The organism is Streptomyces sp. 1222.5, assembly GCF_900105245.1.
In the GTDB taxonomy this organism is placed as follows: domain Bacteria; phylum Actinomycetota; class Actinomycetes; order Streptomycetales; family Streptomycetaceae; genus Streptomyces; species Streptomyces albidocamelliae.
In genome coordinates, this window is the sequence record NZ_FNSZ01000001.1 from 5,274,046 (window position 1) to 5,299,321 (window position 25,276).

A 25,276-nucleotide genomic window follows, 5' to 3' on the forward strand; every position below is an offset into this window, starting at 1 on the left:
CAAGGGCGGCCCAGTCGCGTCATAGCTGTGTCACAACACGAACCGTTCCCAAGCGGACACATGGGGTCACCGGCGCGTCGGCGTACGCCGGGACCGCGTCCGCACGCCCTGAGCTGCCTTCACTCCCACGACCCCGATTGGCTCCCCACGCCAGGGGAAGATGCGGGATCATGTCTGGCATGACCGAGGTGTCCTCGCTCACAGGGCGGCTGCTCGTGGCCACGCCGGCCCTGGCGGACCCGAACTTCGACCGCGCGGTCGTGCTGCTTCTCGACCACGACGAGGAGGGCTCCCTCGGTGTCGTCCTGAACCGTCCCACCCCGGTGGACGTCGGCGACATCCTGGAGGGCTGGGCGGACCTGGCGGGCGAGCCGGGAGTGGTCTTCCAGGGCGGCCCGGTCTCGCTGGACTCGGCGCTCGGTGTCGCGGTCATTCCGGGCGGCGCGGGCGGCGACCGCACGCCCCTCGGCTGGCGCCGGGTGTACGGCGCCATCGGCCTGGTCGACCTGGAGGCCCCGCCGGAGCTGCTCGCCTCGGCCCTGGGCTCCCTGCGGATCTTCGCCGGATACGCCGGCTGGGGGCCCGGTCAGCTGGAGGACGAACTGGTCGAGGGCGCCTGGTACGTGGTCGAGTCCGAGCCGGGCGACGTCTCCTCGCCGGCCCCCGAGAGGCTGTGGCGCGAGGTGCTGCGCCGCCAGCGCAACGAGCTGGCGATGGTGGCCACGTATCCGGACGACCCTTCGCTCAACTGATGCGTGCGAGCTTTCAGTACCCTGGGCGGTATGAGCACTCTTGAGCCCGAGCGCGGGACTGGTACGGGGACCCTCGTAGAACCGACGCCGCAGGTGTCCCACGGCGACGGCGACCACGAGCGCTTCGCCCACTACGTCCAGAAGGACAAGATCATGGCGAGCGCCCTCGACGGGACCCCCGTCGTGGCGCTCTGCGGCAAGGTCTGGGTACCGGGCCGCGACCCGAAGAAGTACCCCGTGTGCCCCATGTGCAAGGAGATCTACGAGTCCATGGGCAGTGGCGGCGACGACAAGGGCAAGGGCAAGGGCAAGGGCGGCGACAAGTAGTCCCGCCGCCCGCCCGAGGTCTCCGCGGGCCCCCGGGGCGCGTTCGCGCGCGCCCCGGGGGCCTTCGCGTTTTCCGGTCCCCAGTGGTGGAGACCTCTTGTCGGTGGGTTCCCGTAGTCCCTAGCCTCCAAGGTGTTGTGCACGGTGAAACATCCATTGCGCATGCTGCAACGGCACGTGGTCATGTGCCGGCCCGCGACGCCTGGTGCCGGGGCCGGACGGAGCGGTGAAGGACGGACATGGTGGATGCGATTCCCTACGAGCTCTTCCACGGCTTCGACGTGGGGCTCGTCCCGGCGCCCGGCCGCCTCTCCGCCTCGCTGCCCGGCGGCGGCCGGGGGTGTGTCATCGACGCGGGGACCGGGATCGAGGCGACCGCCGGCACCGAGCGGGTCGCGCGGTGGCTGCGCACGACCGTCGGCGCGGCGACCGGATGTCCGCTGGCTCCGCACGCCGGCGAGGGCACTCGCGTGCGGCTGCGGATCGCCCCCGCCCTGGCCGCGGAACTCGGCAGCCACGAGGCGTACCGGATGACGGTCGACGGCCACGGCGTCGCCATCGACGGAGCCGGTGAGGCGGGGGTGTTCTGGGGGTCCCAGACCTTCCGTCAACTGCTCGGCCCCGACGCCTTCCGCCGGGCGCCGGTCTCGGCGCGGGACGCCTGGGAGCTCCCTGCCGTCACCGTCGAGGACGCCCCCCGTTTCCGTTGGCGCGGGCTCCTCCTCGACGTGGCCCGGCACTTCATGCCCAAGGAAGGCGTGCTGCGCTACCTGGACCTGATGGCCGCCCACAAACTCAACGTCCTCCACTTCCATCTGACGGACGACCAGGGCTGGCGCATCGAGATCAAGCGCCGTCCTAAGCTCACCGAGACCGGCTCCTGGCGCGCGCGGACGAAATTCGGTCACCGCGCCTCACCCCTGTGGGAGGAGAAGCCGCACGGGGGTTACTACACCCAGGACGACATCCGGGAGATCGTCGCCTATGCCGCGGAGCGGCACATCACCGTCGTCCCGGAGATCGACGTACCGGGCCATTCGCAGGCCGCCATCGCCGCGTACCCGGAACTCGGCAACACCGACGTCGTCGACACCGCCGCCCTCACCGTCTGGGACGACTGGGGCATCTCCTCGAACGTCCTGGCCCCCGCCGACACCACACTGCGTTTCTACGAGGGGGTGTTCGAGGAGATCCTGGAAATGTTCCCGTCGGAGTTCGTCCATGTCGGCGGCGACGAGTGCCGCAAGGAGCAGTGGAGCGCCTCACCGGCCGCCAGGACCCGCATGGCGGAACTCGGCCTGGCCGACGAGGAGGAGCTCCAGTCCTGGTTCATCGGGCACTTCGACGCGTGGCTGTCCGCGCGCGGACGCCGCCTCATCGGCTGGGACGAGATCCTGGAAGGCGGCCTCGCGAAGAACGCGGCCGTGTCCTCCTGGCGGGGCTACGCGGGCGGTGTCGCCGCCGCCCGCGCCGGTCACGACGTCGTCATGTGCCCCGAGCAGTACGTGTACCTGGACTACCGTCAGGCCCCGGGCGAGGACGAGCCGGTGCCCATCGCCTACGTGCGCACCCTGGAGGACGTCTACCGGTTCGAACCCGTTCCCGCCGGGCTGACCGAGGAGGAGGCCGGACGCGTCCTCGGCACCCAGGCGAACGTCTGGACCGAGGTGATGGAGGACAGTGCGCGCGTGGACTACCAGACCTTCCCGCGCCTCGCGGCCTTCGCCGAGGTGGCCTGGCGGTCGCTGCCCGCCCCGGCGGAACGGGACTTCGCGGACTTCGAACGCCGGATGACCTCCCACTACCGGCGACTTGACGCCCTCGGGGTCGCCTACCGGCCGCCGACCGGGCCGCTGCCGTGGCAGCGGCGCCCCGGTGTGCTCGGCCGTCCCCTCGAGGGGCGGCCCCCGAACACGTAAGGGAAAAAGAGCTCAAGCGTCACCGAAGAGAGGCAATCCGCCCGCACCGGTGATGCCGTGCGAAAACGGACCATCTCCTCGATGAGGTGGGCGAATGCCTCCTAGCGGACCCCCGCGTTCGGGCCTCGCGAAGATGTGCCAGAGTTGCCACGTCCGCCCTGTGAGCACGTACCGTACGGCCACACAGGTGGGACCAGGTGGGGCATCGGGAAGGGGCAGCCGGTTTGACCACGCACGCACCGCAGGCGGCGCAGGCCGTCACGCTGCCCACGACGCTGGACGAGGCCGTGGCGGCCCTCACCGCCATGCCCGCCGCGGTCCCCGTCGCGGGCGGCACGGATCTGATGGCCGCCGTCAACTCCGGACAGCTCAGGCCCGCCGCCCTGGTGGGCCTCGGCCGGATCAGCGAGATCCGCGGCTGGCAGTACCAGGACGGCCACGCGCTGCTCGGCGCGGGACTCACGCACGCGCGCATGGGCCGCCCCGACTTCGCGGCCCTGATCCCGGCGCTCGCCGCCGCCGCGCGCGCCGCCGGCCCGCCGCACATCCGCAACGCGGGCACCCTGGGCGGCAACATCGCCTCGGCCGCCCCCACCGGGGACGCGCTGCCCGTGCTGGCCGCCCTGGAGGCGACGCTGATCATCGCGGGCCCGGGCGGAGCCCGCCGGGAGATCCCGGTGTCGCACCTGCTGGCCGGCGTGGAGATGCTGCAGGGCGGCGAACTCATCGGCTACGTGCGCGTGCCGCTGCTGCACGCCCCGCAGGTCTTCCTGAAGGCGACCGGCCGCACCGGACCGGGCCGCGCGGTCGCCTCCGTGGCCGTCGTCCTCGACCCCGCCCGGCGCGGTGTGCGCTGCGCGGTCGGGGCCATAGCGCCGATGCCGCTCAGGCCGCTGGAGGCCGAGGAGTGGGTCGCGCGCCTCATCGACTGGGACAACGACCGCGCGCTCGTCCCCGAGGCGCTGAACGCCTTCGGGGAGTACGTCGCCGCGGCCTGCATCCCCGACCCGGCCCCCGAGCCCGACGGCTCGGTGGCACCGCTTCCGCCCGCCGTACTGCACCTGCGGCGCACCGTCGCCGCGCTGGCCCGACGAGCACTGGGGAGGGCACTGTCGTGACCGACGACCAGCACGGAGAGGGCACGTCCCAGGGCGGCGGACGCTGGAACCCGCTGCCCCAGGGCGACTACGACGACGGCGCCACCGCCTTCGTCAAGCTCCCCGAGGGCGGCATCGAGGCCCTGCTGTCCGGCGACAGCCCGCTGGCGGCACCCGGTCACGGCTATGTGCCGCCGCAGATAACGGTCGCCCCCGGGACCGGCGATCCCGCCGCCACCGGCGCCTGGGCGACGCCCGACGGCGGCGACCGGTGGCCCGACCCGAACGCCGCGGACCCGGCACAGGCCCCGGACCAGGACGACCGGTTCACCTACCGGCCGGCCGCCACCCAGCACTGGACCTTCGAGGAGCCCGCCCCGGCCGGCCCCGGGCACGACGTCACCGGACAGTGGTCCATCCCCGTCGCCGGCGGCGACATCCCGGACGAGTCCGGCGAGTTCACCACGTCCTCCCTGGTCGAGCAGTGGGGCGGCGGCGCGCCGGCCACCCTGCCCGGCGGCGCGCCCGCGCCCTGGGCGACGGACGGCGCGGGCACCGCCTGGGCGCAGCCCGGCCCGCAGGCCCCGGCCGAGCCCGACCACACCGGCGCCCACCCGGCGGGCCCCGCGCCCGCGACCGACGGATACGTCCCCGAGGTCCCGGCGGAGCGGTACGGCCTCGACCCGGCCGCCCGGCACCCCGGTCACCCCGGCACGGGCCGGGACGACCTGCCCGCCCAGGCCGCGCCTTCCGCCGGCCCGGGAGCGGACGCCCACGACACCGCGGAAGGCCCTGAACGCCCCGCTGACGGCCCGACAGGTCACGAGGGCCCCGGAGCCCCGGCCGATGCGCCGCAGGCCGCCACGGCGGCGGATGCGGCCGACGCCGTGGACGCCGACGCCGCGGACGTCCCCGACGCCCCTGAGGGGCTGGCCGATACGCCCGCCCCGGCCGAGGACGCGGACGGCACCGACTCTCCCGCGTCCCCCGGGGACGCCGCCGAGGACGCGGCCGCCGAGTCGCTCCCGCCGCACGACGACCACCCCCTCGCCTCCTACGTCCTGCGCGTCAACGGCGCCGACCGGCCCGTCACCGACGCCTGGATCGGCGAGTCCCTGCTGTACGTCCTGCGGGAACGGCTCGGCCTCGCGGGCGCCAAGGACGGCTGCTCGCAGGGCGAGTGCGGCGCCTGCAACGTGCAGGTCGACGGGCGCCTGGTGGCCTCCTGCCTGGTCCCGGCGGTCACCGCGGCCGGCAGCGAGGTGCGCACGGTCGAGGGCCTGGCCGCCGACGGCGGGCCCTCCGACGTGCAGCGCGCGCTCGCCCGGTGCGGTGCCGTGCAGTGCGGCTTCTGCGTGCCCGGCATGGCGATGACCGTGCACGACCTGCTGGAGGGCAACCCGGTGCCCACCGAGCTGGAGACCCGGCAGGCCCTGTGCGGCAACCTGTGCCGCTGCTCCGGCTACCGGGGCGTCCTGGACGCCGTCAAGGAGGTCGTCGCCGAACGCGAGGCCACGTACGCCGGCGCCGGGGCGGACCCCGACGAGGCGCGCATCCCGCACCAGGCGGGCCCCGGCTCCGGAGGCGTCCACCCGTCGGCGTTCGAGGCACCGGGCGCGTTCGACACCCCGCACACGGCCCCCGGCGGCTACGGCGACACCCAGGGCGGCTACGGCGACGGCCCGGACGGCTACGGCGACAGGCCGGACCCGTACGACGCGCCGGACCCGTACGACGCGCCGGACCCGTACGGCACGCAGGGCCCGCACGACCAGCACTACGGCCAGGACGGAGGCCAGGCGTGAGCAACGAAGCCGGCATCGCGACCACCGCTGCGGAACCCGCCCCCGCGCCCGATCCGTTGCCGCACGGCATCGGCGCCTCCCTGCCGCACGCCGACGCCCGCGCCAAGACCGAGGGCACCTTCCCCTACGCGGCCGACCTGTGGGCCGAGGGCCTGCTGTGGGCGGCCGTGCTGCGCTCCCCGCACGCGCACGCGCGCATCGTGTCCATCGACACCTCCCACGCGCGCGAGATGCCCGGCGTACGCGCCGTCGTCACCCACGAGGACGTGCCCGGCACCCCCCGCCACGGCCGGGGCGTCCCCGACCGGCCGGTGTTCGCCTCCGAGGTCGTACGGCACCACGGCGAGCCCATCGCGGCCGTCGCCGCCGACCACCCGGACACCGCGCGCATGGCAGCCGCGGCCGTCATCGTCGAGTACGAGGTGCTCGATCCGGTCACCGACCCCGAGCAGGCCTTCGAGGCCGAGCCGCTGCACCCCGACGGCAACCTGATCCGGCACATCCCGCTGCACCACGGCGACCCGGAGGCGATCGGCGAGGTCGTCGTCGAGGGCCTGTACCGCATCGGCCGCCAGGACCCCGCCCCCATCGGCGCCGAGGCCGGCCTCGCCGTGCCCCGCCCCGACGGCGGTGTCGAGCTGTACCTGGCCTCCACCGACCCGCACGCCGACCGCAACACGGCGGCCGCCTGCTACGGCCTGTCCCCCGATCAGGTGAAGATCGTCGTCACCGGCGTTCCCGGCGCCACCGCGGACCGCGAGGACCAGGGCTTCCAGCTCCCCCTCGGACTGCTCGCGCTCAGGACCGGCTGCCCGGTGAAGCTCACGGCGACCCGCGAGGAGTCCTTCCTCGGCCACGCCCACCGCCACCCCACCCTGCTCCGCTACCGCCACCACGCCGACGCCGAGGGCAGACTGGTCAAGGTCGAGGCGCAGATCCTGCTCGACGCGGGCGCGTACGCCGACACCTCCGCCGAGTCCCTGGCCGCCGCCGTCTCCTTCGCGTGCGGCCCGTACGTCGTCCCCAACGCCTTCATCGAGGGCTGGGCGGTCCGCACCAACAACCCGCCCTCCGGCCACGTCCGCGGCGAGGGCGCCATGCAGGTGTGCGCCGCCTACGAGGCCCAGATGGACAAGCTGGCGAAGAAGCTGGGCCTGGACCCGGCCGAACTGCGCCTGCAGAACGTCCTTGCCACCGGCGACGTGCTGCCGATCGGGCAGACCGTGAGCTGCCCGGCGCCGGTCGCCGAACTCCTCCAGGCGGTACGCGATTTCCCGCTGCCCGCCCTGCCGAAGGACACGCCCGAGGACGAGTGGCTGCTGCCCGGCGGGCCCGAGGGCGCGGGCGAGCCGGGCGCGGTGCGCCGGGGTGTCGGCTACGGCCTCGGCATGGTGCACATGCTCGGCGCGGAGGGCGCCGACGAGGTGTCCACGGCGACGGTCAAGGTGCACGACGGGATCGCGACCGTGCTCTGCGCGGCCGTGGAGACGGGCCAGGGCTTCACCACCCTCGCCCGGCAGATCGTCCAGGAGACCCTCGGCATCGAGGAAGTCCACGTGGCCCCGGTCGACACCGACCAGCCGCCGGCCGGCGCGGGCTGCCGGGGCCGCCACACCTGGGTGTCGGGCGGTGCGGTGGAGCGCGCGGCGAAGATGGTCCGCACCCAGCTCCTGCAGCCGCTGGCACACAAGTTCGGCATGTCGACGGAGCTGCTGCAGATCACGGACGGCAAGATCACGTCGTACGACGGGGTGCTGTCGACCACCGTGACGGAGGCGATGGAGGGCAAGGAGCTGTGGGCCACCGCCCAGTGCCGCCCGCACCCCACCGAGCCGCTGAACGCAGCCGGGCAGGGTGACGCCTTCGTGGGCCTCGCGTTCTGCGCGATCCGCGCGGTGGTGGACGTCGACATCGAGCTGGGCTCGGTACGGGTGGTGGAGCTGGCGGTCGCCCAGGACGTGGGCCGGGTCCTCAACCCGGCGCAGCTGGCGGCCCGGATCGAGGCGGGCGTGACACAGGGCGTGGGCATCGCCCTCACCGAGAACCTGCGCACCCCGCGCGGTCTGGTCCGCCACCCCGACCTCACCGGGTACGCCCTGCCGACCGCTCTCGACGCACCGGACATCCGGATCGTGAAACTGGTCGAGGAGCGGGACGTGGTCGCCCCCTTCGGCGCCAAGTCGGTCAGCGCGGTCCCGGTGGTCACGGCGCCGGCGGCCATCGCCTCCGCCGTCCGCGCGGCCACCGGCCGGCCGGTCAACCGCCTTCCCATCCGCCCCCAGGCCGCGGTCGTGACGGCGCAGTGAGTGCCGAGGACGGCGAGCCGCGCTACGAGCCCCCGCCCGGCGTGGGCAAGTTGGTGCTGCTGATCCTGCTGTTCACCCTGGCGGCGCTGGCCGTCGTGCTCGGCGGCATCTACTTCACCTGAGCCCGGCGCGGCCGGTGGACACCGTGCGAGGGGAACGTCGCCGGGCCGTCCCGCGTCTCCCACTCCATGAGGGCCGTTGTCAGTGGGGCGGCGTAGTGTGCCGAGCAGTGGGGACACCCGCCGGGCATGGCCGTCGACGGCGCCGTGACCGACGCCGTCTCCCCGCGGGCACGGACGCACAGGCACCGAGGGCGCAGATCGCGGGGGAGCGATGGGCACGACCGACGCCGGGACGACGGCGATCACGCTGAGCGAGGCGGAGCTGGACCGTTACGTCACGCATGCGCCGACGCGCGGCCTGCTCGCGGGTCCCGGCCTGCCCGCCCGCACGGACGTACTGACCTTCTCGCCGCTGCGCACGCACGGCCTGCGCACGCTCGCCGACGCCGCCGGCGGTCCCTTCCACCTGGCGGAGGAGCTGCGCGGCCGCCTGGTGATCGGCGAACTCCTCGACCCGGCCGGCACGGCGCGCGAGTCGATCCTGCTCGACGGCGTCACGGGCGAGGTCACGACGGCCCGCCTTCCCGACCCGTCCGGCTCCCGGCCGTTCGCCCCCTCGCTGGACACGCTCCTGCGGTTCGCCGCCGTCATCGAGGAACTGGCGGGCCTGCGCGGCCGGTTCGCCTCCCTGGCGGGCCGGTACGGCCCCCGGGCGGTGGCCGAGGCCTCCCGCCGGCTCCTCGCGCTCTTCGAGGAGGGCACGGACGGCAGGGTCCCGCCGTACTGGAAGGCGGCGGCGCTGATCCGCCCCCTCGCGCTGGTCGCGGGCCCCGGCACGGTGTCCGGCCTCACCCTGGAGATGCCGGGCCGCGTCCTGGAGCAGGAGTTCGGCCACGGCCGGGTGGTCCGGTTCGAGGAGGTCGACCTCCCGGTGACGCTCACGCACGAGCCGACCCGCCGCTTCCTGCGCGAGACGGGCCTGCCGGAGCAGGCGGTCCTCTTCCACGCCGACACGGACGGCCCGCTGCCGACCCTGCGCGAGTACGTCACCGGGGAACACGGCGATCGCCCGGGCGAGTTGTGCGAACTCCCGGCCCACAGCGACCACTTGATCCGCCTGGGGCGTCTGGCCGAGGAGAACAGCCTGGTACTGGACGGCAGGACCGGCGCGGTCCTGACCTTCAGCGAGCCGGAGGCGTCGCTCAACCCCCTCAACACCGACGTCTCGACCCTCGCCTTCACCCTGTGGCTGCTGCACCACGAGCGCACCATCGACGGGCACCTGGGCCACGAGCTGACGACGGCCGCCTACGACCAGCTGGCCGCGGCCATGGTCCACACCCTGGCGGCGGTGGACCCCACGGGCACCCTCCAGGACTCGACCTGGCACTACTGGACCGACCTCTTCCGCGACGAACCCGGTGGAGTGCTCTGAAGCGCCCACGCACCGCACATCGCCTGAGTCACGCACGCCTACCAGTAGGACAAATTGGTACACAAGTGGCACAAGGGGAGAGCAGTCACTCCCTGTGACGTCGAAGGGATGCGGGTCATGAACGACCCGCCGACGAGCCGCCCCTCGGAGCAGCCACCCGCGCGGACGCCGCACCCCGCGGTCGCGGGCGATCCCGCCCCGCTGGGCCTGGCGGGCTTCGCCCTGACCACGCCGCTGCTGTCCGTGATCAACACGAACCTGCTCAAGGAATCCGCCGCGGTCATCCCGGTGCTGGCCCTCGCCCTGTTCTACGGTGGCCTAACCCAGTTCGCCGCCGGTCTGTTCGAGTTCCGCCGCGGGAACACCCGCCACGGGACTCGTCGCCTGGTACGCGTCGGCGGCCACGGTCATCAACGACGCCCATGGCCGCCCGGTACTGCCCGTCGGCCCACGAGGGCCGAACCGCACGTCAGAGGCCGTGGCGGGATTCGAACCCACGTAACTCGCTTTGCAGGCGAGTCCCTGAACCACTCGGGCACACGGCCGTGTCGGGCATCTCTCGTGCCGGACTCGGTGGAATGACCGTACGGGCCCGGCAGGTGGGGGCTCAAGGGGAAACCGCGGGCTGCAACAGGGCCGCCATGCCGCGTTCATGAAGCGGGGGTGTACGACCAAGGTCGCAGGCGTGGTCGGACCACCGACAGGGGTCAAACCCTGCTGCGGGCCTTACGCTGACGGCCATGAGTGCCCTTGAATCCCGTGACGCCGCCGTCGTGGACCAGGCCGTCGAGCAGCGTGCCGGCGTGCTGAGCCGGTCCTACCGGGCGCTCAGTGTCGGCATCGTCTCCGTCGTGCTGCTGATCGCCTTCGAGGCGACCGCCGTCGGCACCGCGATGCCCGTCGCCGCCCGCGAGCTGGACGGCGTGGCGCTGTACGCCTTCGCCTTCTCGGGATACTTCACGACCAGCCTGTTCGGGATGGTCGCCGCCGGTCAGTGGTCCGACCGCAAGGGCCCGCTCGGAGCGCTGACCACGGGCATCGGCGCCTTCGCCGCGGGACTCGTCGTCGCCGGGACCGCACAGGTCATGTGGGTGTTCATCCTCGGACGGGCGGTCCAGGGCCTCGGCGGCGGGCTGGTCATCGTCGCCCTGTACGTCGTCGTCGGCCGGGCCTACCCGGAACACCTGCGCCCGGCGATCATGGCCGCCTTCGCCGCCGGCTGGGTCGTACCGTCCATCGTCGGCCCCCTCGCCTCCGGCGCCGTCACCGAGCACCTGGGCTGGCGCTGGGTCTTCCTCGGCATCCCGGCCCTCGTCGTGTTCCCGCTCGCCCTCGCGCTGCCGCAGATACGGCGGCGGGCGTCCGGACCGGTCGACGCGTCGGCCGGCGCCGTCCCCCTCGACCGGCGGCGCATCCGGCTCGCCCTCGCCATCTCCCTCGGCGCCGGGCTCCTCCAGTACGCCGCCCAGGACCTGCGCCCCCTCTCCCTCCTCCCCGGCCTGGCGGGCGCTGCCCTCCTCGTGCCCGCTGTCCTCGGACTCCTCCCGCGCGGCACCTGCCGTGCCGCCCGCGGCCTGCCCTCCGTCGTGCTGCTGCGCGGGCTGTCCGCAGGTTCCTTCATCGCCGCCGAGTCCTTCGTCCCGCTGATGCTGGTCACCCAGCGCGGGCTGTCCCCGACGCTCGCCGGGTTCTCGCTGGCGGCGGGCGGCGTCACCTGGGCGCTCGGCTCCTGGGTGCAGTCCCGGCCACGCGTGACGCCGTACCGGGAGCGGCTGATGACCGGCGGGATGGTGCTGGTCGCGGCGGCGATCGTGGCCGCGCCGAGTGTGCTGCTGCCCGCCGTGCCGGTCTGGACCGTCGCCGTCGCCTGGGCCTTCGGCTGCTTCGGCATGGGCCTGGTCATCTCCTCCACCAGCGTGCTCCTGCTGCGGCTGTCGGCCCCCGAGGAGGCCGGTGCCAACTCGGCCGCGCTCCAGATCTCCGACGCCCTCTCCAACGTCGTGCTCCTGGCGGCGACCGGCGCGGCCTTCGCGGCCCTGGGCGGCGGCAGCACGGCGGCCGCGGCGGCCCACGCCACCCGCCCCGCCGCCTTCGCGGCCGTCTTCCTGCCGACGGCGGCCGTGGCGCTCGTGGGCGCGTGGGTGACCCGGCGGCTGCGGGAGCGGTGAGCGCAGGACGGACCTCCCTCGGCCGTCGGGGCGGCCCCCCTCCTCCGCCGTCTGAGGGGGCCGTCCTCCGCCGCCGACGGGCCGGCGCCGGTGCGGCCGACCGGGCCGGCGCGTACTGCCTGGTCGTCGACGGGGGCTCCGGCGACCCGGTGAGGTACCGCGGATCACGGAGCGTCCGCGGCGGTTGTGACGTGGGTCCCACCCGCGGGCGACCCGGCCTCGTCCGGGCGTCGACGGGGGTGGGGCGCCGGTAGGGTGGCCCGGTTGTCATACGTAGCCGAGCCGCCCTACCCCCTCCACGGAGACCGTGACTACCACCGCCGCCACCTCCTCCCACCACCTTTCCCCCGCCTTCCCGGGCCGGGCCCCCTGGGGTACCGCCAGCAAGCTGCGCGCCTGGCAGCAGGGTGCGATGGAGAAGTACCTCCAGGAGCAGCCGCGTGACTTCCTCGCGGTCGCCACGCCCGGCGCCGGCAAGACGACCTTCGCGCTGACGCTCGCCTCCTGGCTGCTGCACCACCACGTGGTGCAGCAGGTGACCGTGGTCGCGCCGACCGAGCACCTGAAGAAGCAGTGGGCGGAGGCGGCCGCGCGGATAGGGATCAAGCTCGATCCCGAGTACAGCGCCGGGCCGCTCAGCAGGGAGTACGACGGGGTCGCGGTCACGTACGCCGGCGTCGGCGTGCGCCCGATGCTGCACCGCAACCGGGTGGAGCAGCGCAAGACCCTCGTCATCCTCGACGAGATCCACCACGCCGGTGACTCGAAGTCGTGGGGCGAGGCCTGCCTGGAGGCGTTCGAACCGGCGACCCGGCGGCTCGCGCTCACCGGTACGCCGTTCCGGTCCGACACCAACCCCATCCCCTTCGTCACGTACGAGGAGGGGAACGACGGGATCCGGCGGTCCGCCGCCGACTACACGTACGGCTACGGCAACGCCCTCGCCGACCACGTCGTCCGGCCGGTCATCTTCCTCTCCTACAGCGGCAACATGCGGTGGCGCACGAAGGCCGGCGACGAGATCGCCGCGCGGCTCGGCGAGCCGATGACCAAGGACGCCGTCAGCCAGGCCTGGCGGACCGCGCTCGACGCACGCGGCGAGTGGATGCCCAGCGTGCTGCGCGCCGCCGACCAGCGGCTGACCGAGGTCAGGAAGGCCATCCCGGACGCCGGTGCCCTCGTCATCGCCTCCGACCAGGAATCCGCGCGCGCCTACGCCAAGCTGATCCGCGAGATCACCGGCACCAAGGCCACCCTCGTGCTGTCCGACGACACCGGTGCCTCGAAGCGGATCGACGACTTCAGCGCGGGCAACGACCGGTGGATGGTCGCCGTGCGCATGGTGTCCGAGGGCGTCGACGTACCGCGGCTCGCGGTCGGTGTGTACGCGACGACGATCTCCACACCGCTGTTCTTCGCGCAGGCCGTCGGGCGTTTCGTGCGGTCCCGGCGGCGCGGCGAGACCGCGTCGGTGTTCCTGCCGACCGTGCCCGACCTGCTGACCTTCGCCAACGAGATGGAGAAGGAACGGGACCACGCCCTCGACAAGCCGAAGAAGGAGGGCGAGGAGGACCCGTACGCCGAATCCGAGAAGGAGATGGAGGAGGCGAACAAGGAGCAGGACGAGGACACCGGCGAGCAGGACATGCTGCCCTTCGAGGCGCTGGAGTCCGACGCCGTCTTCGACCGGGTCCTCTACGACGGCGCCGAGTTCGGCATGCAGGCCCACCCGGGCAGCGAGGAGGAGCAGGACTACCTCGGCATTCCGGGACTGCTGGAGCCGGATCAGGTGCAGATGCTGCTCCAGAAGCGGCAGGCACGGCAGATCGCGCACAGCCGGAAGAAGCCGGACACCGAGGCGGACCTGCTGGAGCTGCCCGCCGAGCGGCGGCCGGTGGTCTCGCACAAGGAGCTGATGGAGCTGCGCAAGCAGCTGAACACGCTGGTCGGCGCCTATGTGCACCAGAGCGGCAAGCCGCACGGCGTCATCCACACCGAGCTGCGGCGGGTGTGCGGGGGACCGCCGAGCGCGGAGGCCACGGCGGGACAGCTGCGACAGCGGATCGACAAGGTGCGGGAGTGGGCCACCCGGATGCGGTGAACCGCCCGGCACCGGCATCCCGGTTCCGACGGTCTGCCCGCATACCGGTCACCCTGGTTCCGGTGGCCCGACGGTCCCGGTGAGGCGACCGCCCGACGGCCCTCGATGACCCACCCGCGATCCTGTGGATCCCGGTGAGCGGCGTGAGCGTATCCGGACGAATGGAGGCAGGCCGGATCTCGCCTTGCCCGGATTCTGGACGAAGCCTTCCGCTCAGCGAACCGGCTTCGCTACTGTCCCGCTACGCATACGCCCCGTGGCAGCGCCGCCGCGGAGCGCAGCCGTGAAGCGACAAGGTCCGGAGCCGCCGGGCCGTCCTGCCGATCGGCGGCCTCTGAAGCGCGTCGCCGACGGGACTCGACGACGCATCCGCCGTTTCAGTGGTCCGCCGACCTCACCGCCGAAGGAGTGGGCGTCGTGACCGCGGAGACCTCTCAGACGCTCGACCGGGGACTGCGTGTCCTCAAGCTGCTGGCCGACACGGACCACGGGCTGACCGTCACCGAGTTGTCCACGAAACTGGGCGTCAACCGCACCGTGGTGTACCGGTTGCTCGCCACACTGGAACAGCACGCGCTCGTACGGCGTGACCTGGGCGGGCGAGCCCGGGTCGGGCTCGGCGTGCTGCGCCTCGGCCGCCAGGTGCATCCGCTGGTACGCGAGGCCGCGCTGCCCGCGCTGCGGGCGCTGGCCGAGGACATAGGCGCGACGGCGCATCTGACCCTGGTCGACGGCACCGAGGCGCTGGCCGTCGCCGTGGTCGAGCCGACCTGGACGGATTACCACGTGGCGTACCGGGCCGGTTTCCGGCACCCGCTGGACCGGGGCGCGGCCGGGCGGGCGATCCTCGCCGCACGGCAGGCGCCGTCCGTCGATCCCGGCTACACCCTCACGCACGGCGAGCTGGAGGCCGGCGCGAGTGGCGCGGCGGCCGCGCTGGTCGGTGTCACGGGGGTCGAGGGCAGCGTGGGCGTCGTCATGCTGTCGGACGCCGTTCCGGAGCGGGTGGGCCAGCGCGTGATGGAGGCCGCGCGGGAGGTCGCGGACGCCCTGCGCTGACCGGCCCGCCCGCGGCCACCTCGCCGGGCGGCCTTGCGCGGCCGCTCCGTCGACGCCGTCCGTCCGCCGACCGCGCCGACCGCGTCCCCGTGTCTTCGGCCGGATCGCGGACGCCGTGGAGGCGGCCCTGCGTGCCCTGCCCCGACCCGGACACCGTCCCGGGCGCCGGGAGCCTTCCCTCCCGGCCCGTCGGCGGCCGGGTTCCGGGGCTCGTCGCCCGCGACAGGGGTGGGGTGGCCGTCGCGCCGCGTCTCGCTCGCGGTCACCTCTCCGCCCCGGCAGGGCCTGTACGGGGGGTGAGGGGCAGGGGGCCGGGAGGAGCCGCCGGGTTAGATTGACTCCGTGCTCTCACGTCTCACACGTTCCCAGGCCGTGGCCCTGTGCGCCCTGCCCGTCGTGGCCCTGATCGCCACGGCGGCGTTCGCTCCGCTGCCGTTCTCGGTGGCGCAGCCCGGCATGACGGCGAACGTGCTCGGGGAGAACAAGGGCACCCCGGTCATCACCGTGTCCGGCGCGGCGACCCGCGCCACCGGCGGACAGCTGCGGATGACCACGATCGAGGCGACCGGGCCCGACGCCCGGGTGTCCTTCGGCGACGTGCTCGACAACTGGTTCCGCACCGACCGCGCCGTCATGCCGCGCGGCTCGGTCTACCCGAGCGGCGACACCGTCAAGGAGATCGAGAAGCACAACGAGGCCCAGATGCGACAGTCCCAGGACGCGGCGGCCCAGGCGGCGCTGAAGTACCTGGGCCTGAAGCCGGACAAGGTCAGGGTCACGCTGAAACTCGCCGACGTGGGCGGTCCCAGTGCCGGTCTGCTGTTCACGCTGGGGATCATCGACAAGCTCGACGGGGACGGCAGCGGCGGCGACCTCACGGGCGGCCGCACCATCGCCGGTACCGGCACGATCGACGCCGACGGCAAGGTCGGCGCGGTCGGCGGGGTGGCCCTGAAGACGCGGGCCGCCCGGCGGGACGGGGCCACCGTCTTCCTGGTGCCGAAGGCGGAGTGCGCCGATGCCGCCTCGGAGCTGCCGAAGGGGCTGCGACTGGTCCCGGTGACCACCCTGAAGAGCGCGGTCGACTCCCTCGTCGCGCTGGAGAAGGGCAAGGGCGCGGTCCCGAGCTGCTGAGCGACGGCCAGCGCGGGGCGGTGAGCCCCTACTGCACGAATCCCTCCGCCTTCATCCAGTCCAGCGCCACCTGGTGCGGGTCCTCCCCGTCGACGTCCACCTTCGCGTTCAGCGTCTGCGCCACCGTGTTGTCCAGCTTCCGGGTGACCGGATCGATGACGCTCGCGATGGTCGGCCACTTCTTCAGCACCGCGGTGTTGACCACCGGCGTCGCGTTGTAGTTGGGGAAGAACTGCTTGTCGTCCTCCATCACCACCAGGTTCATCGACTTGATGCGGCCGTCGGTGGTGAACACCTCCCCGTAGGTGCACGCCCCCTTCGCCACCTGGGTGTAGATGATCCCGGTGTCCATCTGTGTGACGTTCCCGGCCGGCACGCTCATGCCGTACGCCTTCTCCATGCCGGGCAGTCCGTCGGCCCGGTTGGCGAACTCGCCCTCCACGCACAGGGTGACGGCGCCCGGGTCCTTCTTGGACAGCGCGGCCACCTCGGACAGCGTCGTCGTGCGGTACTTCTGGAAGTTCGCCTGGTTCATGGCCAGTGCGTAGGTGTTGTCCAGCCGGGAGGGCGGCAGCCAGGTCAGCCCGTTCTTCAGGTCGGCCGCCCGGACCGCCTCCCACTGCTTCTGCGGATCGGGGATCGGCTTCGAGTTGCCCAGGTAGGTGATCCAGCCGGTGCCCGTGTACTCGAACTGGGCGTCGGCGTCCCCGTTCTTGACCGCCTCCCGCGACCCGATGGAGCCCTGGATGCCCGTCCGGTCGAGGACGTCGGCGCCCGCCGCCTGGAAGGCGATCCCCATGATCGCGCCGAGGATGAGCTGCTCGGTGAACTCCTTGGAGGTGACGGTGAGACGGGCGCCCTTGAGCGGCTCCCCGCGTCCGATGCTGCCCGGCTTCACGTCGTCGGTCATGGGGGAGCCGCTGGTCAGTCCGCAGCCGGCCGTGAGCACCAGGAGTGCGGCGGGCGGCACGACCGTACGGTGCCACGCGCGGGCCGGCCGGGGCCGGCGGGTCCGCGGCCGCGTCATGTCCCGGCCTCCAGTCCGCGCGGCCGGAGCAGGACCTCCGCCAGCGAGGCCAGCCAGTCCACCAGCAGGGCGAGCGCCACGGTGAGGACGGAGCCCAGCACCAGGACCGGCATGCGCTGGGTGGTGATGCCGGTGGTGATCAGGCTGCCCAGGCCGCCGCCCCCGCCGAAGGTCGCGAGGGTCGCCGTACCCACGTTGAGGACCAGCGCCGTACGGACGCCCGCGAGGATCAGCGGGACGGCGAGGGGGAGTTCCACCCGGCCGAGCACGCCCAGCGGCGACATGCCGATACCGCGCGCGGCCTCGAGCAGGTTCGGGTCGTTGGCCCGCAGACCCGCGATGGTGTTGGCGAGGACCGGCAGTACGGCGTAGACGACGATGCCGATCAGGGCCGCCTTCGTGCCGGTGCCGAGCCAGATCACCAGCAGGGCCAGCAGACCGATCGCCGGGGTGGCCTGGCCCATGTTGGCGATCGTCATGGCCAGCGGGGTGGCCCGGCCGAACGCCGGGCGGGTCAGCAGGATGCCCAGCGGGATCGCGATGACCAGCACCAGCACGGTCGAGATAGCCGTCAGCTTCACGTGCTGCCACAGCGCCTTGGAGACCTGCCCGTTGGACAGCGCGTTCTCGGAGATCGTGTCCAGGCCCGCCTGGTCGAACCACAGCCACGTGGCCAGCAGCAGCAGGACCAGGAAGGCCGGCAGGACGGTCAGCCGGGGCCAGGTCAGGCGGCGCGTGCGCGGTTGCCGCGGGGGCGGCGGCGCCTCCTGTTCGGCCTCCCCCTCGTCGCGGAAGGCGAGCCCCTTCACCTCGTGCTCGCCCTCGGCCCGCCGGCCGGTGCTCATGCCTTCCGCTCCCCGCCGTGGCCCTCCTGCTCGAAGCGGGTCTGCTGGGCGCGGGCCACCTCCAGGTCGGCCTGCGCCTCCATGGCCTCCAGCCGGTCGGCCTCCAGCAGTTCGTGCACCGAGTTCATGAGCGTCTCCATGTCGACGACGCCGATGTACTCCCCGCGCCGCCCGGTGACGGCCACCCGGCCGGCGTTGTCGGTGAGCACCGCCTCCAGCGCGTCCCGCAGGGTGGCGTCCCGGGTGACCGTGTCGTGGACGAGCGTGCCCGCCCGCGCCAGTGAGCCGCGGGCCCGCATCAGGTCCCCGCGGCGCAGCCACTTGTAGGGCCGGCGGCGCCGGTCGAGCAGCAGGATCTCGTTGGTGCCGCTGCCCCGCAGCAGGCCGAAGATCTCCTGCAGCGGGGTGTCCACGGTCACCGTCGGGTAGCCCCGCATCTCCACGTCCCGCACCCGGGTCAGGTTCAGCCGCTTCAGGGCCGCGCCCGCGCCGACGAAGCCGGACACGAAGTCGTCGGCGGGATTGGTGAGGATCGCCTCCGGGGTGTCGAACTGGGCGATGTGCGAACGCTCGCGGAGGACCGCGATCCGGTCACCGATCTTGATCGCCTCGTCGAAGTCGTGGGTGACGAACACGATCGTCTTGTGCAGCTCGCGCTGGAGCCGGATCAGCTCGTCCTGGAGGTGGTCGCGGGTGATCGGGTCGACCGCGCCGAACGGCTCGTCCATCAGCAGCACCGGCGGGTCGGCGGCGAGCGCCCGCGCCACCCCCACCCGCTGCTGCTGGCCGCCGGACAGTTGGCGCGGATAGCGGCCGTGGAACTCGCCCGGGTCGAGACCGACGAGGTCCAGCAGCTCCTCCACGCGGGCCCGGGTCCGCGCCTTGGACCAGCCGACCATCCGCGGCACCAGGGCGATGTTCTGGGCGACGGTCATGTGCGGGAACAGACCGGCGGACTGAATGGCGTACCCGACCTTGCGGCGCAGCTTCACCGGGTCCATGTCGGTGACGTCCTCGTCGTCGATGCGGATGCGCCCGCCGGTCGGCTCGATCAGCCGGTTGATCATCTTCAGGGTGGTGGACTTCCCGCAGCCCGACGGTCCGACGAAGACCACCGTCTCGCCGGCCCTGATGTCCATGCTGACGTTGTCCACGGCCGGCTGCGGATTGCCCGGGTACCGCTTGGTCAGGTTCTCCAGCTCGATGGCCGCCCCCGCCACGGATGTCTCAGGCACGGATCCCCCTGGGAATGGTCAGCCGTCCCAGCAGGACGTAGGCGACGTCGAAGAGGAGGGCGAGGACGACGATGCCGAGCGTGCCCGCGAGCACCTGGTTCAGGGCGTTCTTGCTGCCCAGCGAGGCGAGTCCGCGGAAGATCTCGTTGCCGAGGCCCGGCCCCGACGCGTAGGCGGCGATGGCGCCGATGCCCATCAGCATCTGCGTGGCGACCCGGATGCCGGTCAGGATCGGCGGCCAGGCCAGCGGCATTTCGATCCGCAGCAGCCGCATCGGACGGGACATGCCGATGCCGCGGGCCGCCTCCACCAGGTCGGCGTCGACGCCGCGCAGCCCCACGATGGCGTTCCGCACGATCGGCAGCAGCCCGTACAGGGTCAGCGCGATCACCGTCGGCGCGACACCGAGCCCCACGACGGGGATCAGCAGGCCGATCAGCGCCAGGGACGGGATGGTGAGCACGGTGGACGTCGTGAGCGTGGCGAGGTGGCCGGCCCACTCGCTGCGGTAGGTGACGATCGCCAGGAGCACGCCGAGGACGGTCGCCAGGACCATGCACTGGAACACCGCGCTGGCGTGCTGGTAGGCGTCCGTGAGCAGTTGCTGGTGGCGGCTGCCCAGGTACTCCCAGAAGTTCACCGGCGCTCACCCCCGGGTCGGCTGTGTCCCTTCGCTGTCCGCGGACGCCTGTTCCACCAGCGGGATGACCCGCAGCGGAACGGGGTTCTCCATGACGATCGCCGTGGAGGCCCGGACGATGCCATCAAAACCGACAACCCGGTCGATCACCCGCTGGAGATCGGCGTTGGAGCGGGCCACCAGGCGGCACAGCATGTCCCCGCTGCCGGTCGTGGTCAGCAGTTCCAGCACCTCCGGAACGGTCGTCAAGTACGCCCGCACATCGGCGCCTTGGCCCTGCCGGATCTGCAGGGTGGCGAACGCGGTCACCGGGTAGCCGAGGGCCGCCGGGTCCACCTGCGGGCCGAATCCGCGGATGACTCCGTTCGACTGAAGCCGGTCGAGCCGCGCCTGCACCGTGCCCCGGGCGACCCCGAGCCGCCTGGACATCTCCAGCACACCGATGCGCGGCTCCTCGGCCAGCAGCACGATGATCCGCCCGTCCAGCCGGTCGATCGCCATCCGGGCCCTCCCGTGGTGGTCATCCTGTACAGAAAGGCCGCCGAGGCGGCCATACGACTGAGCAGATTGCGCAGTGGTAGCGGAAACTATTGCGCACCTTGCAGGGCGGGGCCACCCTTCCGCTTATGACGCAGACCACTCATCACACTCCCGACACCGCACGGCAGGCCGACCCCTTCCCGGTCAAGGGAATGGACGCGGTCGTCTTCGCCGTGGGCAACGCCAAGCAGGCCGCGCACTACTACTCCAGCGCGTTCGGCATGCGGCTGGTCGCGTACTCCGGACCGGAGAACGGCAGCCGCGAGACCGCCTCCTACGTGCTGGAGAACGGCTCCGCCCGCTTCGTGTTCACCTCGGTGATCAAGCCGAGCAGCACCTGGGGCCACTTCCTCGCCCAGCACGTGGCCGAGCACGGCGACGGCGTCGTCGACCTGGCCATCGAGGTCCCCGACGCCCGTGCAGCCCACGAGTACGCCGTCGAGCACGGCGCCCGCTCGGTCACCGAGCCGTACGAGGTGAAGGACGAGCACGGCACCGTCGTCCTCGCCGCGATCGCCACCTACGGCGAGACCCGCCACACCCTCGTCGAGCGCACCGGCTACGACGGCCCCTACCTCCCCGGCTACGCCGCCGCGAAGCCGATCGTCGAGCCGCCCGCCCAGCGCACCTTCCAGGCCGTCGACCACTGCGTGGGCAACGTCGAACTCGGCCGGATGAACGAGTGGGTCGGGTTCTACAACAAGGTCATGGGCTTCACGAACATGAAGGAGTTCGTGGGCGACGACATCGCCACCGAGTACAGCGCGCTGATGTCCAAGGTCGTCGCGGACGGCACCCTCAAGGTGAAGTTCCCGATCAACGAGCCCGCGATCGCCAAGAAGAAGTCCCAGATCGACGAGTACCTGGAGTTCTACGGCGGCGCCGGCGTCCAGCACATCGCGCTGAACACCAACGACATCGTGCAGACCGTCCGCACCATGCGCGCGGCGGGCGTCGAGTTCCTCGACACCCCCGACTCGTACTACGACACCCTCGGCGAGTGGGTCGGCGACACCCGCGTCCCGATCGACACCCTGCGCGAGCTGAAGATCCTCGCGGACCGGGACGAGGACGGCTACCTGCTGCAGATCTTCACCAAGCCCGTGCAGGACCGGCCGACGGTGTTCTTCGAGCTCATCGAGCGGCACGGCTCCATGGGCTTCGGCAAGGGCAACTTCAAGGCCCTGTTCGAGGCGATCGAGCGCGAGCAGGAGAAGCGCGGCAACCTGTAGCCGCGGCGTCCCCCGCCGGGCCCCGCTACGGGGCCTCGGCGGGGAGCGGCTCCTCCGGCACGTCACCGAGCGCGGCCAGCGCCCTGCGGGCCTCGGGAGCGCCCAGCGGCGAGAAGTGCGGGTTGATCCGCAGGGCCTCCTGCAGGTGCCGCCGCGCCGGGCCGTACCGCTCCAGCTCGCCCTCGATCATGCCCAGGTGGAAGGCGTACGGCGCACTGCGCACCCCGCCCCCCTTGGCCTTGTCCGTCGCGATGGTGGCGTACGTCAGCGCCTCCTGGTCCTCGCCGGCGCGGTGCAGCGCCCAGCCGAGGGCGTCGGCCACCTCGATCCCCGGCTGCCGCCGCCACTCCTCATGCAACCGCTCCACGGCGTCCCACGGGTCCCCGTGGTCCGCCTCGAACCGCCCGATCAGCAGGTCCTCGTCGACCCCGCCCGCCACCGCCCTCCGCACCCGCGTCCGCAACTGCGCGTACTGGGCGTCCGCGTCGGCCTCCTGCCCCAGCGACTCGTACAACTCGCCCAGTTCCAGAACGTCCTGCGGGTTCGCCTCCCCGGTCAGGGCCGCCCGGTACGCGGCCACCGCCTCGCGCGGGCGGCCCAGCGCGGCCAGCGTCCGCCCCCGGCCGGCCTGCGCCGCCCGCTGGTCGCGGTCCAGCCGCAGCGCCGCCTCGAAGTGCCGCAGCGCGTCCTCGAGGTCACCCCGCTCCCAGGCGAGCCGGCCGAGCCCGGCCAGATAGGCGGCCTGCTCGGCGGGGGCCTGGGCCGCGGCCGCCGCGTCGGTCAGCTGGGCCACCGCGTCCTCGCGCCAGCCCCGGTCCCGGTAGACCGCCGACGCCCGCGCCATCACGGCGGGCCGCGCGGCCGTGCCGGTGCGCAGCCCCAGCAGCTTGTCCAGGCTCTTGCGGGCCGCCTCGTAGTCGCCGAGCCCGTTGTAGGCGTCGATCAGCGGGGGATACGCCGACCACCGCTTCGGCGCCGCCTTCAGCGCCTGCTCGGCGTACCGTTTCGCCGCCGGGAAGTCCCGCCGCGCGAGCGCCAGCGCGGCCATCCCGTCCAGCGCCTCGGTGTTCCGCTCCCCGCGCACCTGGAGCGAGGTCCGCAACGCCTGCTCCGCCCGCGGATAGTCGGCCGCGTCGGCCGTCCGGCTTCCCCGCTGCACGTACGCGGACCCCAGCACCGCCCACGCCTTCGCGTCCCGGGGACGCGCCCGCACCCGCTCCTCCTGCTGCCCGATGAGCGACGTCAGCTGGGGCAGCGCGGCCGGCACCCCGGAGGTCACCGCCGTCAGCGCCTGTGCCCGCGCCCGCGCCTCGGTCCGTGCCTGCGCCTGCGGTCCGGCGGCGGGCAGGCCGCCCGCCCGCCCGCTCTCCGGCTGCCGCTCCCCGGGCAGCAGCGTCAGCACCGCCCCCGCGACGACACCGCCCGCCAGCGCGGTGACGAGAACCCGCCGCAGCCATCGCGAGGATCGGCGCCGCCCCGGCGGCGGCTCCGCGCTCAGGGACGTACCCGGCACGCTCAGTCGGTTGTCCATGGCGCTCACTGTGCGTCAATACGACGAGCGCACCCGGGCGGCCCAAGGACGGCACGGGTGGGGTTCACACCGATGGCCGCGAGTGCGAACCTTTGATCATGAGCCGCATCGAAGCGCCTCGTGACGAGGCAACCAGCAACCTCACCGACCGGCTCCTGGCCGGCCTGCCGCCCGAGGCCGTGCTCACCGACCCCGATGTCACCGCCTCCTACACCCACGACATGGCGAGCTTCTGCCCGGCCGGTGCCCCGGCCGTCGTCGTACTGCCGCGCACCGTCGAGCAGGTGCAGCACGTCATGCGCACCGCGAGCGAACTGCGCGTCCCCGTCGTCCCGCAGGGCGCCCGGACCGGTCTGTCCGGCGCCGCCAACGCCACCGAGGGCTGCATCGCGCTGTCCCTCACCAAGATGGACCGCATCCTGGAGATCAGCCCCGTCGACCGGATCGCCGTGGTCGAACCGGGCGTGATCAACGCGACCCTGTCCCGCGCCGTCGAGGAACACGGCCTGTGCTACCCGCCGGATCCGTCCAGCTGGGAGATGTGCACCATCGGCGGCAACATCGGCACCGCCTCCGGCGGTCTGTGCTGCGTGAAGTACGGCGTGACCGCCGAGTACGTGCTCGGCCTGGACGTCGTCCTCGCCGACGGCCGGCTGATGTCCACCGGTCGCCGCACCGCCAAGGGCGTCGCCGGCTACGACCTCACCCGGCTGTTCGTCGGCTCCGAGGGCTCCCTCGGCATCGTCGTCCGGGCGGTCCTGGCGCTGAAGCCCAAGCCGCCCCAGCAGCTGGTGCTGGCCGCCGAGTTCCCGTCCGCGGCGGCGGCCTGCGAGGCCGTCTGCCGGATCATGGAGGGCGGTCACGTCCCGTCCCTCCTCGAACTGATGGACCGCACGACCGTCAAGGCCGTCAACGCGCTCGCCCACATGGGACTGCCCGAGACCACCGAGGCCCTGCTGCTGGCCGCCTTCGACACCCCCGCCCCGGCCGCCGACCTCGCCGCCGTCGGCGCCCTGTGCGAGGCGGCCGGCGCCACCCAGGTCGTCCCGGCCGACGACGCCGCCGAGTCCGAGCTGCTCCTGCAGGCCCGGCGGCTCTCGCTGACCGCGCTGGAGGCGGTCAAGGGCACGACGATGATCGACGACGTGTGCGTGCCCCGCTCGAAGCTCGGCGCCATGCTGGAGGGCGTCGAGCGGATCGCCGAGAAGTACGACCTGACCATCGGCGTCTGCGCGCACGCCGGCGACGGCAACACGCACCCCACCGTCTGCTTCGACGCCCAGGACCCCGACGAGTCCCGGCGGGCCCGCGAGTCCTTCGACGAGATCATGGCCCTCGGCCTGGAGCTGGGCGGCACCATCACCGGCGAGCACGGCGTCGGCGTGCTGAAGAAGGAGTGGCTGGCGCGGGAGATCGGCCCGGTCGGTCTGGAGATGCAGCGGGCGGTGAAACAGGTCTTCGACCCCCTGGACATCCTCAACCCCGGCAAGATCTTCTGAGCCCCCGCGCCCGGGCACCCCTCACCGGGCGAGCAGCTGGTCGAGCGCGTCGTCGAGGCCCAGCTGCCCGCCCTCCGTGCCCGGGGGCACCACCCGCAGCGTCCGCTCCAGCCAGGCCGAGACCTGCGGGACCGGCGCCTCCAGCAGAGCGTCCCCGTCCGGCGAACTCAGCGCCATGAGGACGACCCCGCGCCCGTCGACCTTCGTCGGCCACACCCGTACGTCCCCGCCGCCGCACGGCCGGAACACCCCCTCCACGAGGAGCTCGCGGGCGAACGTCCAGTTCACGGGGTGTTCGGAGTGGATGTGGAAGGCGATGTGGACGGCGTACGGGTCGTCGGAGCGGTAGCTGAGCCGGGCCGGGACCGGGATGCCGCGCTCCGGCGACAGGACGAGCCTCAACTCCAGCTCGCGCTCCACCACGGTGTGCTGCATGACCTGCGTCTCCTCTGTCGTCTGCGTTCCCCACGGCCGCCCGGTGGGCGCCCGCACCGGGGAGAGGGGGGCAGGGGCCCGGCCATTACGCGGGTTCGGGGAGATTCTTTTCGCGGCCCGGCGGAAG

General features: G+C 73.0%; 21 protein-coding genes, 1 tRNA gene and 1 pseudogene. 15 read left to right on the forward strand and 8 right to left on the reverse strand.

The annotated features are described in order from the left end of the window. Nucleotides 1-179 precede the first annotated feature (179 nt). From BLW57_RS23790 to BLW57_RS41820, 9 genes and pseudogenes are all read left to right on the forward strand, one after another. Nucleotides 180-752, forward strand: a complete 573-nt coding sequence (locus BLW57_RS23790) for a YqgE/AlgH family protein (RefSeq protein ID WP_073900204.1) — start codon at nucleotides 180-182, stop codon at nucleotides 750-752. Nucleotides 753-782: 30 nt separating this feature from the next. Next, entirely contained in the window at nucleotides 783-1,079 is a 297-nt protein-coding gene (locus tag BLW57_RS23795) for a DUF3039 domain-containing protein (RefSeq protein WP_093477299.1), read from the forward strand. Nucleotides 1,080-1,318: 239 nt separating this feature from the next. After that, the gene (locus BLW57_RS23800) at nucleotides 1,319-2,998 is read left to right on the forward strand and encodes a beta-N-acetylhexosaminidase (RefSeq protein WP_093477301.1); all 1,680 of its coding nucleotides are present in this window, start codon (nucleotides 1,319-1,321) and stop codon (nucleotides 2,996-2,998) included. A 224-nt stretch (nucleotides 2,999-3,222) separates the two neighbouring features. After that, nucleotides 3,223-4,116: an FAD binding domain-containing protein gene (locus BLW57_RS23805; RefSeq protein ID WP_093477304.1), complete on the forward strand. Its 894-nt coding sequence runs from the start codon at nucleotides 3,223-3,225 to the stop codon at nucleotides 4,114-4,116. After that, nucleotides 4,113-5,900, forward strand: coding sequence for a 2Fe-2S iron-sulfur cluster-binding protein (locus BLW57_RS23810; protein ID WP_093477307.1), 1,788 nt, complete (start codon nucleotides 4,113-4,115; stop codon nucleotides 5,898-5,900). Before BLW57_RS23805 ends, BLW57_RS23810 begins: the two co-directional genes overlap by 4 nt. Next, nucleotides 5,897-8,206 (forward strand): xanthine dehydrogenase family protein molybdopterin-binding subunit, encoded by a 2,310-nt coding sequence (locus tag BLW57_RS23815; protein WP_093477309.1) that lies wholly within the window; start codon nucleotides 5,897-5,899, stop codon nucleotides 8,204-8,206. The genes BLW57_RS23810 and BLW57_RS23815 overlap by 4 nt, the downstream gene beginning before the upstream one ends. Continuing rightward, a complete protein-coding gene (locus tag BLW57_RS42465; protein ID WP_256339566.1) occupies nucleotides 8,203-8,328 on the forward strand; it encodes a hypothetical protein in 126 nt (41 codons plus the stop codon). Before BLW57_RS23815 ends, BLW57_RS42465 begins: the two co-directional genes overlap by 4 nt. A gap of 211 nt (nucleotides 8,329-8,539) precedes the next feature. Beyond that, nucleotides 8,540-9,703, forward strand: coding sequence for an SUKH-4 family immunity protein (locus BLW57_RS23820; RefSeq protein WP_093477316.1), 1,164 nt, complete (start codon nucleotides 8,540-8,542; stop codon nucleotides 9,701-9,703). Between the two features lie 117 nt (nucleotides 9,704-9,820). After that, nucleotides 9,821-10,060, forward strand: a pseudogene (locus BLW57_RS41820) (GPR1/FUN34/YaaH family transporter); the annotation flags it as partial. Between the two features lie 116 nt (nucleotides 10,061-10,176). Here BLW57_RS41820 and BLW57_RS23830 read toward each other — a convergent pair. Beyond that, nucleotides 10,177-10,248: transfer RNA gene (locus tag BLW57_RS23830), tRNA-Cys, on the reverse strand. A gap of 195 nt (nucleotides 10,249-10,443) precedes the next feature. On the opposite strand from BLW57_RS23830, the gene BLW57_RS23835 reads away from it, so the two are divergent. The 4 genes from BLW57_RS23835 (at nucleotide 10,444) to BLW57_RS23850 (ending at nucleotide 16,165) form a co-directional block, all read left to right on the forward strand. Further along, the gene (locus BLW57_RS23835) at nucleotides 10,444-11,871 is read left to right on the forward strand and encodes an MFS transporter (protein ID WP_093477318.1); all 1,428 of its coding nucleotides are present in this window, start codon (nucleotides 10,444-10,446) and stop codon (nucleotides 11,869-11,871) included. 307 nt (nucleotides 11,872-12,178) lie between these two features. Next, nucleotides 12,179-13,972 (forward strand): DEAD/DEAH box helicase, encoded by a 1,794-nt coding sequence (locus BLW57_RS23840; protein WP_093477324.1) that lies wholly within the window; start codon nucleotides 12,179-12,181, stop codon nucleotides 13,970-13,972. A gap of 417 nt (nucleotides 13,973-14,389) precedes the next feature. Next, nucleotides 14,390-15,031, forward strand: a complete 642-nt coding sequence (locus BLW57_RS23845; protein ID WP_073900230.1) for an IclR family transcriptional regulator — start codon at nucleotides 14,390-14,392, stop codon at nucleotides 15,029-15,031. 342 nt (nucleotides 15,032-15,373) lie between these two features. Then, nucleotides 15,374-16,165, forward strand: coding sequence for a S16 family serine protease (locus BLW57_RS23850; protein WP_093477325.1), 792 nt, complete (start codon nucleotides 15,374-15,376; stop codon nucleotides 16,163-16,165). 28 nt (nucleotides 16,166-16,193) lie between these two features. Here BLW57_RS23850 and BLW57_RS23855 read toward each other — a convergent pair whose 3' ends face one another. From BLW57_RS23855 to BLW57_RS23875, 5 genes are all read right to left on the reverse strand, one after another. After that, nucleotides 16,194-17,075: a glycine betaine ABC transporter substrate-binding protein gene (locus BLW57_RS23855; protein WP_256339840.1), complete on the reverse strand. Its 882-nt coding sequence runs from the start codon at nucleotides 17,073-17,075 to the stop codon at nucleotides 16,194-16,196. A gap of 113 nt (nucleotides 17,076-17,188) precedes the next feature. After that, a complete protein-coding gene (locus tag BLW57_RS23860; protein ID WP_093477327.1) occupies nucleotides 17,189-18,037 on the reverse strand; it encodes an ABC transporter permease in 849 nt (282 codons plus the stop codon). Next, nucleotides 18,034-19,272, reverse strand: a complete 1,239-nt coding sequence (locus BLW57_RS23865; protein ID WP_093477328.1) for a betaine/proline/choline family ABC transporter ATP-binding protein — start codon at nucleotides 19,270-19,272, stop codon at nucleotides 18,034-18,036. The genes BLW57_RS23860 and BLW57_RS23865 overlap by 4 nt, the downstream gene beginning before the upstream one ends. Further along, the gene (locus BLW57_RS23870) at nucleotides 19,265-19,912 is read right to left on the reverse strand and encodes an ABC transporter permease (RefSeq protein WP_093477329.1); all 648 of its coding nucleotides are present in this window, start codon (nucleotides 19,910-19,912) and stop codon (nucleotides 19,265-19,267) included. Before BLW57_RS23870 ends, BLW57_RS23865 begins: the two co-directional genes overlap by 8 nt. A gap of 6 nt (nucleotides 19,913-19,918) precedes the next feature. Further along, the gene (locus BLW57_RS23875) at nucleotides 19,919-20,413 is read right to left on the reverse strand and encodes an Lrp/AsnC family transcriptional regulator (protein WP_093477330.1); all 495 of its coding nucleotides are present in this window, start codon (nucleotides 20,411-20,413) and stop codon (nucleotides 19,919-19,921) included. Nucleotides 20,414-20,538: 125 nt separating this feature from the next. On the opposite strand from BLW57_RS23875, the gene hppD reads away from it, so the two are divergent. Further along, nucleotides 20,539-21,684 (forward strand): 4-hydroxyphenylpyruvate dioxygenase, encoded by a 1,146-nt coding sequence (hppD, locus tag BLW57_RS23880; RefSeq protein ID WP_093477331.1) that lies wholly within the window; start codon nucleotides 20,539-20,541, stop codon nucleotides 21,682-21,684. A 25-nt stretch (nucleotides 21,685-21,709) separates the two neighbouring features. On the opposite strand, the gene BLW57_RS23885 is transcribed toward hppD, so the two are convergent. Beyond that, on the reverse strand, nucleotides 21,710-23,215 hold the full coding sequence (locus BLW57_RS23885; protein WP_093477334.1) for a tetratricopeptide repeat protein: 1,506 nt from the start codon (nucleotides 23,213-23,215) through the stop codon (nucleotides 21,710-21,712). Between the two features lie 92 nt (nucleotides 23,216-23,307). On the opposite strand from BLW57_RS23885, the gene BLW57_RS23890 reads away from it, so the two are divergent. Beyond that, on the forward strand, nucleotides 23,308-24,714 hold the full coding sequence (locus BLW57_RS23890; RefSeq protein WP_093477335.1) for an FAD-binding oxidoreductase: 1,407 nt from the start codon (nucleotides 23,308-23,310) through the stop codon (nucleotides 24,712-24,714). Between the two features lie 21 nt (nucleotides 24,715-24,735). Here BLW57_RS23890 and BLW57_RS23895 read toward each other — a convergent pair whose 3' ends face one another. Next, the gene (locus tag BLW57_RS23895; protein WP_093477336.1) at nucleotides 24,736-25,149 is read right to left on the reverse strand and encodes an SsgA family sporulation/cell division regulator; all 414 of its coding nucleotides are present in this window, start codon (nucleotides 25,147-25,149) and stop codon (nucleotides 24,736-24,738) included. Between the last annotated feature and the right edge of the window lie 127 nt (nucleotides 25,150-25,276).